Below are 14,677 nucleotides of genomic sequence, written 5' to 3'. Positions count from 1 at the left end.
AGTCCGGCGGCGGGCACATCGGTATCGGGGCCGGACCCGCCTCGGCCGTCGGGAGAGGCGGCGTCTCGTTCTTTGGGCCTGTCGGAGCAGCGGTGTTTCGTTCTTTCGGCCGGTCCCCGACGCCCCGGCGGCGCCTAGGCTGGCTTTGTGACCATCAAAGCCCTGAGTTCGCTGTGGGCCGAGCCCCGTGCCGTGGACGCTCCCGAGCGGGTGTGGCGCGACTGGGTGCTGGTCGGGGTGCTGATGGTGACGGCCCTGCTCGAAGGAGCCCTCCGGGACGGTGTCGCCTGGCGGCCGTTCGCGACGATCGTGGCGGTCGGACTCGCGCCGGTGCTGCTGTGGCGGCGTACCCATCCGTTGGTCTGTGTCGTGGTGGCCTTCGGCACCGCGGCGGCGTTGGGACTGGCCACCTTGCTGGACGGGGCCCCGAGCGTGGGCCTCGACTCGATGATCTACTTCCTGGTGTTCGTCTACGCCCTGGTCCGCTGGGGCTCGGGGCGCGAGATCGTGATCGGGCTGGCGGTGGTGGCGGTCGCCGCGGGAGTCGGTACGGTCGCCGACCACACCGGGCCTGCCGATGTCATCGGCGGACTCGGTGTCCTGACCGCTGCGGCGGCGGGCGGGGCGGCGTTCCGCTACCAGGCCGAGAGCCGGTGCCGGGCGCTGGCCCAGAGCCGTAGCCGGGAGCGGGTCGGCCTCGCGCGCGAGCTGCACGACATCGTCGCCCACCACGTCTCGGCGATCGCCGTGCAGGCGCAGGCGGGCCGGGCGATGGCCGGGCAGCGGCCCGAGGCGGCGCTCGACGCGCTGGTGGCCATCGAAGGGGAGGCGTCGCGGACCCTCGCGGAGATGCGGGCGATGGTCCGGGTGCTGCGCGACGGGGCGCCCGCGGAGTACGGCCCCCGGCCCGGCGTCGCCGACCTGATGTCCCTCGCCCGACGGGCCCCGGTCCCGGTCGTCGACGTGGAGGTACCGGACTCCATGGGCGGACTTCCGCCCCAGGTCGACGCGGCGGTCTACCGGCTGGCGCAAGAGGCGCTGACCAACGCCCTGCGGCACGCCCGTAACGCATCACGGGTGGAGATCCGGGTCGTACAGGACGCGGGAAGGCTGCGACTGCGCGTGACCGACGACGGACAGATCGATCCGGCACGGCCGGTGAACCACGGCTTCGGGCTGCTGGGGATGACCGAGCGCGTACAGCTGCTCGGCGGCACGCTGCGGGCCGGGCCCGCGCCGGGCGGCGGCTGGACGGTCGACGCCGACATGCCCGCAGAGGCACGCCGATGACGGTACGTGTACTGGTCGCCGACGACCAGGATCTGGTACGCACCGGCCTGGCGATGATCCTCGACGCGCAGCCCGGTATCGAGGTCGTCGGCCGGGCCGCCGACGGCCACGCCGCCGTCGAGCTGGCGCGCCGGCTCCGCCCCGACGTATGCCTGGTCGATATCCAGATGCCCGGGCTCGACGGCATCGAGGTGACCAGGCGCCTCGCGGGGCGGGGCGTCCCGGACCCGATCGCGGTAGTGGTGATCACGACCTTCGACCTCGACGAGTACGTCCAGGGCGCCCTCCGGGCCGGTGCCCGGGGATTTCTGCTCAAGGACGCCGGACCTGCGCTGCTCGTCCAGGCCGTCCATGCCGCCGCCGCCGGTGATGCCCTGATCGCGCCGAACATCACCCGGCGGCTGCTGGCCGCCTTCGCCGCCGGGCAGCCGTCGGGCCGCCGGACCCAGCCGGTCGAGCCGCTCACCGAACGCGAGGAGGAGGTACTGACGCTGGTCGCCGGTGGCCGCACGAACGCCGAGATCGCCGCCGAGCTGTGTATCGGCTTGACGACCGTCAAGACCCATGTCGCCGGCCTGCTGACCAAGATCGGTGTCCGGAACAGGGTCGAGATCGCGATGTGGGCGTACGACACCGGCCGGGTGGGGAGCTGAACCGGCTGGTCGCACGGCCCGCCGGGGCACGCCCCGTCACATCGGGGTGGCGGCGCGGAGGATGAGGAAGAGCGTGACGGCCGAGTTCGCCGAGGAGAACGCCGATGCGGTGGTGCCCGCGGCGGCGCCCCAGGCCGCCAGGCCCACCGTGGTGAAGACCGAGGGCCAGACCGCCCCGGCCGGGGCGGGTTCCAGCAGCGCCGCGACCCGGCGCGGCACCGGGCCCGCGACCGCGAACCCGGCGAGCCCCGCGCCGCCGGGGAATCCGGCGGACCCGGCGGGCGCCAGGAGCGCCGACCGGCCGATCGCCAGTGCCACCGTGCGGCGGCTGCCGACGGCGGTGGCGGCCTCCTCGTCGGCCCACCGTTCGGTGGTGTAGGTGACGGCGGTCAGCAGGGGCCGCAGGAACGGGTTGGCGCGGGCCGCGAGCTGGACGGTCAGCACGAACCGGTGGTGACGGCAGGCGAGATGGGCCCGCTCGTGGGCGAACAGGGCCCGCCGCTCGGCCGGTTCGAGTCCGTCGAGCAGGGCCGTGCTGACCACGATTCGGCCCCGGGCGCCCGGCAGGGCGTAGGCGTACGGCACCGGGTCGGCGACCACCGCGACCGGGGTCGGGGGCAGGCCGCGCAGCGCCCGCTCGGCCCGGCGGCGGACCCGTACGTGCCGTCGGGCGGTGGCCGCGCAGGCGGCGACCACGGCGATCAGGGCGGGGATGGCCGCCTTCCCGGCGACCTCGTCGTAGGGCACGGCGGCCCGTACCTCCGGATCGGACCACCCGTCCGGCAGGGGGTTCCCGGGGAGCTGGGCCGTACCGACGACCATCAGCAGCGCCAGACAGAGCGTGCTGCAGAGCGCGAGCACCCCGGCGACGCCCGACAGCAGCCGGGTCGCCGTCCGGGGGTGCAAATGCTGTTCGGCGAGCCGGGCGACCGGCCAGGCCGTCAGCGGCAGCACCAGCGGCAGGAAAACGAAGACCCCCATGACCTTCTCTACTCCTCGGCGTCTCCGGCGCGTTCCAACAGCGCCCGTAGCAGCCGCTCGTCGCCGGGTTCCAGGCCGGTGACGAACCGGGCCAGTACGGCCTCCCGGTCGCTCTCGCCGTCCAGGACCCGCCGCATCCGCAGCGCCGCGAGCCCGGCTTCGTCGGCGGCGGGTGTCCAGCGGAAGGAGCGGCCCGACTTCTCCCGGGTCACCGCGCCCTTGGCCAGCAGCCGGGTGAGAATGGTGATCACGGTGGTGTACGCCAGGGCTCCCCCGAGCCGTTCCTGCACCCATGCGGTGCTGGCCGGGCCCGGCGCCTCCCGCAACGCCCCCAGCACCTCGGCCTCCAGCTCCCCCTGCCCCCGTCGCCGCGGCCGTCCCTCGTCGTTCACCCCGTCTCCTTCCGCGCCGTCGCCCGCGTCCGGCGGGCCCGCCCATGGTAAGGGCTGCCCAGGCCCGGTATCAGGCCCTTCAGTCGTCCGGCAGGGACGCCGTCAGCTGTTCCCACTCCTCGTGGACCCGCTGCCCGACCGGGCCGAACTGGGTGAGGACGGCGACGCACCGGCCGTCCGCGTCGTCCAGTTCGAGGGCCGAGGTCGGCCCGTGGGCCGCCCGGGAGCGGACCAGGCGGCAGGCCCGTACCCCGGGCAGGTCGATCTCGACGGCGCTCTCCTCGATCGCCGCGAAGAGCCGTCCGCCGATGGTCCGGTCGGTGACCTGGATCCGTCCGGCGCACGCCTGGAGGGCCGCCGAAGGGGCGAAGACGGCGACCCCGACGGGCAGTCCGGCGGAGCAGAGGTGGTCCAGTACGGCGGGCAGTACCGCCGGGTCGACCGGCCGGTGCTCGCCCCGGTAGCGGTCGAACGCGCGGCGCCGGGCGAGGCCGCCGTCCAGCAGGATCGCGTCCAGCTGGGCGAGTTGGTCGCCGTCCTCCCAGGGCGGCGAGTCGGCCGCCGGGGGCCGTCCGCCGGGCGGTCCGGGGTCGGCCACCGGGGTGAGTCCGGCGAGCAGCCGGTCGCCCTCGGACAGCAGTTGGCCCCGGTGCGCGATCCGGCCCCCGGTGTCGTGGAGCAGCAGGGAGACGGTCCCGCCTGCCTCGTCCCGGACGACCCCGGCGGAGGCGATGCCGTCCCCGTCGACCCGGAGGGTGATCGAGCCGGGCCGGACGGCGAAGGCTTCGCCGCGCAGACCGGGGACCGCGTACTCACCCGCCTGTTCGATCCTGGCGACGGGTCCGCCGGTGACCGCGTGGACGTACTGGAAGAGCGTCAGGCAGCGGACGAAATCGGGTGTCCGCGGGTCGACCCGGCGTACGGAGCCGCAGTGGGCGTCGAGCGCGCACAGGGTGCGGGCGGGGGACGGTTCGGGCCGCTGTTCCCTCATGCTCAGTACACATCCCGTACGTAGCGCTTGGCGCGGCGCAGCTCCGCGAGATAGTCGGCGGCGTCGTCGGCGCCCCGGGCGCGCTGCCCGGCGATCACGTCCAGCAGGGCCGCCTCGACGTCCTTCGCCATCCGGGACGCGTCTCCGCAGACGTAGAGGTACGCGCCGTCCTCCAGCCAGTCGTAGAGTTCGCGGGCCGATTCACGCATCCGGGTCTGGACGTAGATCTTCTCCGCCTGGTCGCGGGAGAAGGCGAGGTCGAGCCGGGTCAGTACGCCCCGGTCGCGGAGTCCGGCGAGTTCGTCCTCGTAGACGAAGTCGGTCCGCCGGTGCTGGTCGCCGAAGAAGAGCCAGTTGGGGCCGTTCGCGCCGCGGGCGGCGCGCTCGTGCAGAAAGCCCCGGAACGGCGCGATCCCGGTCCCGGGACCGATCATGATCATCGGGGTGTCGTCCTCGGCCGGGACGCCGAAGGCGGCGTTGGGCTGGAGGTAGACACCGGCGTCCGCGCCGTCGGCGAGCCGGTCCGCGAGATAGGTGGACGCGACGCCGGTGTGGCGGCGGCCCGGGGAGTCGTAGCGGACCGAGGCGACGGTGAGGTGGATCCGGCCGGGGTGGGCGAGCGGGCTGGAGGAGATGGAGTACTGCCGGGCCTGGAGCGGCCGGAGCAGTGGCAGGAGTTCGGCGGCGCCGGGCCCGGCGGATCCGGCGTCCCGCAGCAGTTCGAGTACGTCGCGGGTGGCGAGCCAGTCGTCGAGGGCGGCCCGGTCGCCGCGGGCGAGTACGGCGGCGAGTTCGCCGTCCGGGGCGCGTTCGGCGAGGTCGGCGAGGAGTTCCTTCGACGGGGTGCGGATCTCGCGCCCGGAGCGCAGGGCTTCGGCGAGCGGCCGTCCGCCGGTGTCCTCGTCGCCGGTGGCGCCGAGGTGGTCGAGGAGCGCGCCGACGAGTGTTTCGTCGTTGACGGGGACGACGGCGAGCGCGTCTCCGGCCCGGTAGTCGATTCCGCTGTCGCCGAGGTCGAACTCGTAGTGGCGGATCTCCTTGGCGCTGCCGGGGGCCGACAGCAGCCGGTTGACCAGCAGCCGGGAGCGGTAGGGGTTCCGCTTGTTCCAGGGGGAGCGGCCGACGGGGGTCGCCGGTCCGGTCGCGGCGCCGCCCGCCGGGGCGGCGCCCGCGGTGGCGCCGGTCTCCTCGGCGAGCCGGTCCAGTACGGCGGTGGTCCAGGCGGCGGCGGGCTCCTCGTACTCGACGTCGCAGTCGACCCGGTCGTGGATCCGGGTGGCGCCGAGTTCCGCCAGCCGGGCGTCGATCAGCTTCGCGGCGTGGCAGAAGTCGTCGTAGCCGCGGTCGCCGAGGCCGAGGACGGCGTAGCGCAGGCCCTCCAGGCGGGGAGCTCCTTCGGCCCGGAGCGCGTCCCAGAAGAGTCCGGCGTTGTCGGGCATCTCGCCTTCGCCGTAGGTAGAGACGACGACGAGGAGGTGGGAGAGGGCGGCGAGCCGTTCGGGTGTGACGGCGTCCAGTGCGGTGGCATTGGCGCCGAGGCCGCGGGCACGGGCCCCGGCGGCGGCCTCTCCGGCGAGGAGTTCGGCGGTGCCGGTCTGGGTGCCGAAGAGGATGTCGACGGTGGCCGCGGGCGGGTCGGCCGGGTCGTCCCGGCGTCCGGCGGCGGAGATCCCGGCGATGAATCCGGCGAGCCATGCCTCCTGTTCGGCGGAGAACGGGGCGTCGGCGGGGATGAGGGAGCCGGTCGGGGCAAGGAGGGTCACGCGGTCACCGCCTCGGTCGCGGTCCGCGGGGTCAGACGTCCGGCGAGGTCGTCCATGGCCGCGGTGGCGAGCAGTTCGTCGAACCGGGCGGCACGCGCGCGCCCGGCGTTCTTGGTGTTCTGGTGGATGATCCAGCCGTAGGTGCCCGGGGCGTCCATGCTGGCGTTGTTCCGCCGGCGCAGGGCGCGCTTGTAGTCGTCGAGGCGCTTGATGGCGATCAGGGTGGCGAGTTCGTCGTCGGCGAACCGTTCGAGGGTGCCCCGGAGGTAGCTGACGACGCGGCGCCGGACGGCGAAGTCCTCGGTGAGGACGAGGTTGCGGACGGTCGCGGCGATCTTCGGGTCGTTGGGTCCGGTGGCGCCGGGGACCCGTTCGCGGGCGACGTCCTGAGCGACGCCGAGTACGGCGTACGACGACAGCAGGGAGAACATGTCGTCGCCGTCGCGGTCGCCGAGCGCCGGGGCCCGGCCGCCGAGTACGGTCCTGCGGTCGCGGTAGTCGAGCTTGAAGGCGCGGAGCTTGTCGGTCGCGATGGACCCGGCGAGTTCGTCGAGCAGTTCGTTACGGGTCGCGGCGGCCAGGATCTCGGTGGCGTCCTGGTAGAGCAGCAGGGCTCGGGGCATTCCGCACCAGACGTACTGCCGCTCGTCGGCCCAGTTCTCCAGCAGCCGGGCGGCCAGCGGGGAGCCGGTGGCCTCCTGGTGCCAGCGGAGCAGGAGCCGTACGGCCTCCTCGTGGAAGGCGCCGTGCTCGGTGTCGGTGACGGGGAACACCAGCAGGGAGTCGGCGCTGACCCGGTCGGGCAGTTCGCCGCTGGGGTCGTACTGGTAGAGGAAGCCGCCGCTCATGCCGTTGCCGAGGCCCTTGCCGAAGCCGCCGAGGTTGAGTACGGCGCCGCCGGTCATGTATTCGCAGCCGAAGTCGCCGAGGCCCTCGACGACGGCGGTCGCGCCGGAGTTGCGGACCGCGAACCGGTCCCCGGCCTCGCCTTCGACGAAGGTCCGGCCGCCGGTGGCGCCGAAGAGCGCGAAGTTGCCGATGAGGACGTTGCCGCCGGGTTCGGGGGCGCCGCCGCCGGGGGCGCGGACCACGATCCGGCCGCCGCTCTGGCTCTTGCCGACGCCGTCGTTGGCGGTGCCGGTGTGTTCGAGGGTGATGCCGTCGTTGCAGAAGACGCCGTACGACTGGCCGGCCGAGCCGCTGGTACGGATCCGTACGGCGCCGTCGGCGAGGCGTCGCCGGCCCCGGTCGTCGGTCATGACGGCCGGTACGCCGGCGAGTCCGTCGGCGGTCTCGCCGTGGTTGAGCAGCCGCTCGACATCGATGCTCAGCTGTCCGCCGACGGACTTGTCGTTGTTGCCGAGCCGGATGTCCGGTACGAGCAGGGCCGGTTCGCGGCGGTCGATCAGGGCGGCCCGGACCAGGTCGATCAGGGCGTCGTCGGTACGGAAGTCGGGCTCCGTGAGCTCCGGGTGTTCGACGGTCCGCCCGGAGACCGGGGCGAGCAGCCGTCGGACGTCGAGCCGTCCGGTGCCCGCCGGGTGGTCGAGGAGCTGGAGCAGATCCGTCCGGCCGCGGGCCTCGCGGAGCGACCGCAGCCCGAGCCGGGCGAGTACGCCCCGGACGTCATGGGCCACATTGAGCAGATAGCGGGCCAGTGCGCGCGGATCGCCCTCGAACGCCTCGGCGTTGGTGGTGAGCCCGGCCGGGCACTTCAGATGGCAGTTCTTCGCCATCACACAGCCGAGCATCATCAGCGCCGTGGTGCCGAACTCGAAGCTGTCGGCGCCCAGCAGGGCCGAGGTGACGACGTCGCCGCCGGTCTGGTGGGCGCCGGAGCAGCGCAGTACGACCTGGTCCCGCAGCCCGTTGGCGACCAGTGCCTGGTGCACCTCGGCGACGCCGATCTCGGCGGACCGTCCGGCGTACTTGAGGCTGGTGACGGCGGCGGCGCCGGTGCCGCCGGTGTTCCCGGCGACATTGATCACATCGGCGCCCGCCTTGGCGACGCCGACGGCGATGGTGCCGATGCCCTCGGAGGAGACGAGCTTCACCACGACCTTGACCCGGGCGGCCTTGCAGTCGTGGATGAGCTGGGCCAGGTCCTCGATCGAGTAGGTGTCGTGGTGCGGCGGCGGGGAGACGAGTTCGATTCCGGGGGTGCCGCCGCGGGCCGCCGCGATGTCGACGGTGACCTTGGGCGCGGGCAGCTGGCCGCCCTCGCCGGGCTTGGCGCCCTGGCCGATCTTGATCTCCAGCTCCCGCAGCATCGGATCGGCGAGATAGCCCGCCCAGATCCCGAACCGGCCGGAGGCGAACTGCTTGATCCGCGAGCCCCGGATGGTGCCGTACCGGGAGTGGTGCTCGCCGCCCTCGCCGCTGTTGGAGAGGGCGCCGACCATGTTGGTGCCGTGGGCGACGGCCTCGTGGGCGGTGGCGACGAGCGCGCCGTGGCTCATGGCTCCGGAGGCGAGCGTACGGGTGATCTCGTGCGCGGGCCGGACCTCGGCGAGGGGCACGGCTCCGGGCGCCTCGCGGAGCAGGGCGAGCAGCCGGGCGGCGGCACCCCTGGCGGTGACGAGGACGCCGTCGTCGGTGGTGGCGGGCAGGGCCTCGGTCTCGCCCGGGTGGGCGGCGGCCAGTCCGGCGGCGAGCGCGGCGTGGTGGGCCGCGCCGTCGGGGCCGGGGTCGGTGAGGCGCAGCCGGACGGTGATCCGGTCGCCGTCGCCGGGCCGGTCGGCACCGGCGACGGTCAGACCGCGGACCGCGATACCCGCGTTGCCGGTGGTGGAGAACCGGCCCAGTTCCCGGGCGAACTCCTCCGGGGTGGTGAGGCCGGTGACGTCGGCGGGGAGCGCGAGGACGTCCCGGAGCGCGGAGGGGCGCCGGGACCGCTCCTCGTAGGTGGTCCGGACGAAGTCGCGGTAGCCGCGGGTGATTCCGGCTCCGTCGATCTCGGCGTCGCTCAGGGCGTCGTAGCCGGTGTCGCGGTAGGCGGTGTCGCTGATGCCGAAGGCGTCGTCGAGCTGGCCGAGGGTGAGCAGCCGCAGCGCTTCCGGGTCGTCCGGGCGGCCGGACTCGGGCCGCTCCCCGGTCATCGCGCCGAAGCCGCGTACGGCGTTGGCGCCGAAGGAGTGCCCCGCTCCGTCGGACCGTTCCTTGAAGAGGCCGAGCAGCGGGATCTGGGACTCGTTCGCGACCGTACGGGCCCGCTGGTGCCACTCGGTGGCGGCGCGGGCGATCCGGGTGAACCCGACTCCGCCGACGGGGGACTCCATCCTGGGGAAGATCCGGGCGAGGTCGGCGTCGTGGGTGTCGAGGTAGTTGGGTTCGAAGAACTCACCGCCGATATAGCTCTCGACGGTGCAGAGCCCGACCCGGCCCATGGTCTTGGCGAGGGACTTCCCGACCGCCTTGCGGAACCGGTCCACCGCCCGGGCCGCCTCCTCGGCGCCGCCGGGGGCCGTGTCCGGGTACTTCTCCCCGGCCCGGAGCCGGGCGCTGAGGCTGTGGACGGCGGACGCCCCGAAGCCGAGCACGGTGGCGACATGGTGCGACGAGGGGAGCTGGCCGCTCTCCACGACGACGGAGACCCGCGGGCGCACTCCGCGTTCGATGAGGCGCTGGTTGACGGCGGCGACGGCGAGGACCGCGGGCAGCGGCGCGCGGTCGGACGAGACCGCCCGGTCGGTGAGGAGGGCGATCCCGCCGTCCCCGGCGGCGAACCGTTCGACGTCGTCGCAGAGGCGGTCGAGCGCCGTCCGCAGGGCGTCGGCGTTGGCGCTCTCCTCGCCGGGTACGGGCTCGTAGAGCAGCTCGAAGCGGGCCAGCGGCACGATCCGCTGGGCGGTCAGCCGGGCCAGGCCGAGATCGTCGAGCAGCGGGGAGGAGAGGACGAGCTGCCGTCCGCCGGGCCGCCCCGTGCCGTCGGGCCGGGAGCCGAGGGCGACCCGGCTGCTCATTCCGTCGGCCTCGCGGATGCTGTCCAGCGGCGGGTTGGTGACCTGGGCGAACCGCTGGGAGAAGTACTTCGCCATCCCGCCCTCGGTGTCGCTGAGCGCGTTGATGGCGTTGCCGTACCCCATGGCGGCGATCCGCTCGGCGCCGTGCGCGAGCATCGGGTCGAGCAGGAACCGGAAGCTCTCCTGGTTCAGGGAGTACGCCACATATCGTCCGGCGAGCGTCAGATCGCCGTCGTAGCCGGTCACGGCCTGGACGGCGGCGGCGTCGGGTACGGGCAGTTCGTCCAGGTTCACCCGGGCCGCGGCGAGCAGTTCGGAGTACGGCCGTCGCGCGGCCAGCTCGGCCAGTACCTCACGGGTCCGGGTCACCCGGCCGGTGCGCTGGTCGAGGACGAGCATGCCACCGGCCTCGATCCGGCCCCGGCGGACCACCTCGTGGTCGGGGAAGGCGATCTGTCCGGCTTCGGAGGAGACCATCAGGTAGTCGGCGGTCTCGACGGTACGCAGCGGGCGCAGTCCGAGCCGGTCCAGCCGGGCGCCGATCACCTCGCCGTCGCTGAAGATCACGGCGGCGGGTCCGTCGTTCTTCTCCTCGGAGAGCGAGAAGAACTCCAGCATGTCCCGGACCCCGGCGGGCAGTGACCGGTCGTTCTCCCAGGCGGGCGGCATCATCGCCACCACGGCTTCGACCAGGCCCCGCCCGTCGTCGAAGACCCGGCTACGGAGGGTCTGGTCGAGCCTGCCGGAGTCCGACTGTCCCGGCGGGCGGACGATCTCCCGGCCGCGGGCGCGGGCCAGGGCCTCGTCCGAGAGCCGGTTCTTGCGGTCGGTGTTGAGTTCGCCGTTGTGCGCCAGCAGCCGGAACGGCTGGGCCATCGTCGGATGCGGTTCGGTGTTGGTGGAGAACCGGGTGTGGAAGTAGAGCGACCGGACGGAGTGCCGTGGATCGGTGAGATCACGGAAGTAGCCGATGGTCTCCCCCGCGTTGAGCCGCCCCTTGAGTACCTGGGTCCGGGTGCTCAGCGACAGCGGATAGAGCCCGGTGTACGCGTCATCGGAGTACGCGGCGGCCTCGACGGCCAGCAGGGCGCGGTGGGCGGCGGCGGCGATGTCCTCGACGGCCCGAACGTCGTCGACGGCTTCGGGCGCCTGGAAGACCCACTGCACCAGGGGAAGCTGATACGGCTCGGCGGCGGGCGGCGCCACGGAGTGATCCACCGGTACGTCCCGGACCAGCAGGATCTCCAGGCCCTGGTCGGCGATGCTCCGGCGGACCAGCTCCAGCGCGCCGTCCCGGCGGGCGGCGTCGGCCGGGACGAAGCAGTTCGCGACGCCGAAGCGCCCGGCCCGCAGCTCACGGCCGGTGAGGGCGGTGAAGAACTCCACCGACAGGTCGACACTCACACCCGCGCCGTCGCCGACACCTTCGACGGACTTGCCGCCTCGGTGCGGGATGGCGCGAAGCGCCTCGTCGGCCTTGCGCAGGACGTCATGGCTCGGCGTCCCGTCGAGGCGGGCGAGAAACCCGACGCCGCAGGCGCTGTGTTCACGGGTGGGGTCGTACAGACCGGGGGCGGAGTGCTTCACATGGGTCCCGTCGGCGAGAAATCCGGCAGCGGACGGCCAGGCTGCGTCGGTGGAGCGCTCGCCGCGGGCGGACCGGCGAACCGGCGGCGCCCCGAGGTGGTGCGAATGTGTACGGTAAGGCTTACCTAACCATCCCCGCAAGTGCGGTCCGCCCTCCGGCCGGGGGCAGCGCCGCGTTTGCCTTCGGCAAGCGGGGGCTCCCCAGCGCCTCGCCGCCTCGAATCCGGGCCGCGCCCGGCGGCCTGATGTTGTCGGCGGTCTGCGGACCGCCTACGGCTGGTCGCGCAGTTCCGCCCCCTATGCCTTCGGCAATGGGGGACCCCCAGCGCCTTGGCCCTCCCGAGCACCGCCGAAGTACCCGGGCCGCGCCCAGCCACTGATTCTTGTTCGCGGTCTGCGGACCGTGGCTGGCTTGTCGCGCAGTTCCCCGCGCCCCTAAAGGCTCTCCTCGGCGCCGACCCTGAAAAGGGTTTCGCCTCTGGTGAGAGGGGCCTGCCTCTTACGGAGGGCGGTCAGGAGGGAAACCTAGGGGCGCGGGGAACTGCGCGACAAGCCACATGCGGTCCGCAGACCGCCGACAACATCAGGTCGCCGGGCGAGACCCGGGCATCTGGGGCGGCGCCCCAGGAGGGCCAAGGCGCTGGGGGGTCCCCAGGGGGCGGAGCCGCGCAGAAGGCGGCCCGGCGGCCGGGGCCGGGGCTCCGGCTCAAGGCCCTTCCGGGGCGCGGCGCCGCAGATACGCGTCCAGTTCCGCCGCCCCCGCCAGCATCGCCCGCCCGCGCCCCGAGAGCCGGTCCCGCCAGTCGCCGAGCGCGGCCTCCAGCGGCTCCAGTCCTCCGGCCGCCCGGACCTGGTCGAGCAGCGGGGCGATCCCGGCCAGGGGGTGGCCGCCCCGCCGGAGCTGGTGGGCGAGCCGGACGTCCCGTACGGCGGCCGAGTCGTAGATCCGGTATCCGGTCCGCGGATCGCGGGCCGGGCGCACCAGCCCGAACCGTTCCCAGGAGCGCAGTGTCGCGGGCCGCAGCCCGAGCCGGGCGGCCAGTGGTCCGATGAACATCACCTCCGATCCGGACACCCAGGCCGGTCCGGCCGTGGCGGTGGGCCCGAGATCGCGCAGGGCCAGTTCCACGGTCTCCATGGTCCGCCGGTCGTCGAGGAGCTGGGCGTGGCTCTCGTCGATCAGCCGCAGCGCCTCCTCGACGGCGCCCTTGTGCACGGCCCGCAGAACGTCGGCGGACGTCCGGTGGCCGTGGCCGGGGAGCAGGGCGCGGAAGGTGCTCAGGGCCATGACGTGGAGCGGGGTGTAGGCGCGGTAGCCGTGCGGCGAACGGTCGGCGGGCGGCAGTATGCCCGCCTCCTCATAGTTGCGGACGGCCTGGGTGGAGAGCCCGTACGCGCGGGCCAGGTCGACCGGCCTCAGCCGCTTATCGCTTTGAAGGTTTCTCCCCATGAGGCCGAGGATATCGGCATGGTCATCACAAAAGTTTCAACCGTTCGTTCAACGATACCGTTGAGGTCATGGATATCGACCTCACGGACTCCACGCACGCCGTGGAGGCCGCAGCCGTCATGAGCCTCTTCCCCACCCGGCCCCGGCTGCTCGCCCTGGGCGAGCCCACTCACGGCGAGGACGCGCTGCTCGACCTCCGGAACGATCTGTTCCGTCAGTTGGTTGAGCAGCAGGGGTACCGGACGATCGTGATCGAGAGCGACTGTCTGAAGGGCCTGGCCGTGGACGCGTACGTCACCTCGGGCACGGGCACCCTCGACACGGTCATGGAGCGGGGCTTCAGCCACGGCTTCGGGGGTTCCGCCGCCAACCGTGAGCTGGTGCGCTGGATGCGTGCCTTCAACGACGGCCGGTCCGGCGCCGATCTGCTGCGTTTCGCCGGTTTCGACGGCCCGCTGGAGATCACCGGCGCCGCCAGTCCCCGGCGGTCCCTGATGGCGCTGTACGACTGTCTCGCCGCCGGTCTCGAAGCGGAGCTGCTGCCCTGCTCGGCGGCGTCGCTGGACCGGCTGCTGGGCACGGACGAGGCATGGGTCCATCCGGCCGCGATGATGGACCCGGTGCGGTCGACGGGCCGGTCGCCGCGGGCGCGGGAGCTGCGGCTGATCGCGGACGATCTGGTGGCGCTCGTCCACGAACGGGCCCCGGAGCTGGTCGCGGCGGGGTCGCGGGACGAGTGGGACCGGGCGCGGATGTACGGCCGTACGGCCACCGGGCTGCTCCGCTACCACTACTGGATGGCCGAGCCCGGGCCGAGCCGGATGACCCGGCTGCTGGGGTTGCGGGACACCATGATGGCCGAGAACCTGCTCGCGCTCGCCGAACGCGGCCCGGCCCTGGTCTTCGCCCACAACGCACATCTCCAGCGGCGGCTGAGCGGGATACGGATGGGCGGGGCGCCGCTGGAGTGGTGGAGTGCGGGCGCCCAGGTGAGTTTTCGGCTGGGTGAGGAGTACGGCTTCCTGGCCACGGCGCTCGGCACCCTGTCGCACCACGAGGTGGGGCCCCCGGCGCCGGACACCCTCGAAGGGCTGCTGTACGCGCTCCCGGAGGAGAGTCGGGTGGTCGACGCGCGGCGGCTGGCGGGCGTACTCGCCGCCGCGCCGCTGACCACCCGGGTGTCGCCCTGGTTCGGCTATGCCCCGCTGGACCCGTCCCATCTGCCCGCCCAGGACGGGATCGTCTTCGTCAGGGACGTCACCCGGGACTGACGCCGCGCGGCCCGGCCGAGGGACGGTTCGGCCGGGGGACGGTTCGGCCGGGGCGATTCGGAGGACCGTCGGGCGCATGACGTGCGCCGTGCCGGGCACCCGGGCCGGGAACGAACCGGTCGACCGGGAAGGTACGGGAGCCATGGGCTGGACGAAGGCGAAGCTCAAGCAGGTGATGGGCCGCAAGAAGGAGGCGGACGGCATCGCCCTGCGCGACGACCGGCTCCGCGCGGAGGGCGAACGGCAGAAGCGTTCGGGCCGGGAGGAGGAGGCGGCGCTCCGCCGGGCCGCCCGGGAGGCCGCCCGCCGCCGCGCGGGAGGACGCTGACCGTACCGG

The 14,677-nt window shown here is 73.6% G+C and carries 10 protein-coding genes; 4 read left to right on the top strand and 6 right to left on the bottom strand.

Translation table 11 applies throughout. The annotated features are described in order from the left end of the window. Positions 1-147: 147 nt before the first annotated feature. Together AB0G74_RS07465 and AB0G74_RS07460 are read left to right on the top strand one after the other, a co-directional pair. Positions 148-1,290: a sensor histidine kinase gene (locus AB0G74_RS07465; protein WP_361141678.1), complete on the top strand. Its 1,143-nt coding sequence runs from the start codon at positions 148-150 to the stop codon at positions 1,288-1,290. After that, on the top strand, positions 1,287-1,943 hold the full coding sequence (locus AB0G74_RS07460; RefSeq protein WP_361141677.1) for a response regulator transcription factor: 657 nt from the start codon (positions 1,287-1,289) through the stop codon (positions 1,941-1,943). Before AB0G74_RS07465 ends, AB0G74_RS07460 begins: the two co-directional genes overlap by 4 nt. A 36-nt stretch (positions 1,944-1,979) precedes the next feature. Here AB0G74_RS07460 and AB0G74_RS07455 read toward each other — a convergent pair whose 3' ends face one another. From AB0G74_RS07455 to AB0G74_RS07430, 6 genes are all read right to left on the bottom strand, one after another. Beyond that, positions 1,980-2,924, bottom strand: a complete 945-nt coding sequence (locus AB0G74_RS07455; RefSeq protein WP_361141675.1) for a M56 family metallopeptidase — start codon at positions 2,922-2,924, stop codon at positions 1,980-1,982. Between the two features lie 8 nt (positions 2,925-2,932). After that, positions 2,933-3,316, bottom strand: a complete 384-nt coding sequence (locus tag AB0G74_RS07450; RefSeq protein ID WP_358828695.1) for a BlaI/MecI/CopY family transcriptional regulator — start codon at positions 3,314-3,316, stop codon at positions 2,933-2,935. 79 nt (positions 3,317-3,395) lie between these two features. Next, positions 3,396-4,307: a hypothetical protein gene (locus AB0G74_RS07445; protein ID WP_361141673.1), complete on the bottom strand. Its 912-nt coding sequence runs from the start codon at positions 4,305-4,307 to the stop codon at positions 3,396-3,398. Positions 4,308-4,309: 2 nt separating this feature from the next. Continuing rightward, positions 4,310-6,070, bottom strand: a complete 1,761-nt coding sequence (locus AB0G74_RS07440) for a sulfite reductase subunit alpha (RefSeq protein ID WP_361141671.1) — start codon at positions 6,068-6,070, stop codon at positions 4,310-4,312. Then, positions 6,067-11,619, bottom strand: a complete 5,553-nt coding sequence (locus AB0G74_RS07435) for a glutamate synthase-related protein (protein ID WP_361141669.1) — start codon at positions 11,617-11,619, stop codon at positions 6,067-6,069. Before AB0G74_RS07435 ends, AB0G74_RS07440 begins: the two co-directional genes overlap by 4 nt. 706 nt (positions 11,620-12,325) lie before the next feature. Continuing rightward, positions 12,326-13,069, bottom strand: a complete 744-nt coding sequence (locus AB0G74_RS07430) for a TioE family transcriptional regulator (RefSeq protein WP_361141667.1) — start codon at positions 13,067-13,069, stop codon at positions 12,326-12,328. A 68-nt stretch (positions 13,070-13,137) separates the two neighbouring features. On the opposite strand from AB0G74_RS07430, the gene AB0G74_RS07425 reads away from it, so the two are divergent. Both AB0G74_RS07425 and AB0G74_RS07420 read left to right on the top strand, forming a co-directional pair. Continuing rightward, complete coding sequence (locus tag AB0G74_RS07425; RefSeq protein ID WP_361141665.1) at positions 13,138-14,340, top strand: erythromycin esterase family protein; 1,203 nt, start codon at positions 13,138-13,140, stop codon at positions 14,338-14,340. Positions 14,341-14,416: 76 nt separating this feature from the next. Next, positions 14,417-14,668, top strand: coding sequence for a hypothetical protein (locus tag AB0G74_RS07420; protein WP_361141663.1), 252 nt, complete (start codon positions 14,417-14,419; stop codon positions 14,666-14,668). The last annotated feature ends 9 nt before the right edge of the window (positions 14,669-14,677 follow it).

Origin of the sequence: Streptomyces sp. NPDC020875 (assembly GCF_040641415.1) — a bacterium.
In the GTDB taxonomy this organism is placed as follows: domain Bacteria; phylum Actinomycetota; class Actinomycetes; order Streptomycetales; family Streptomycetaceae; genus Streptomyces.
This window is presented reverse-complemented; position numbering and strand designations above follow the sequence as displayed.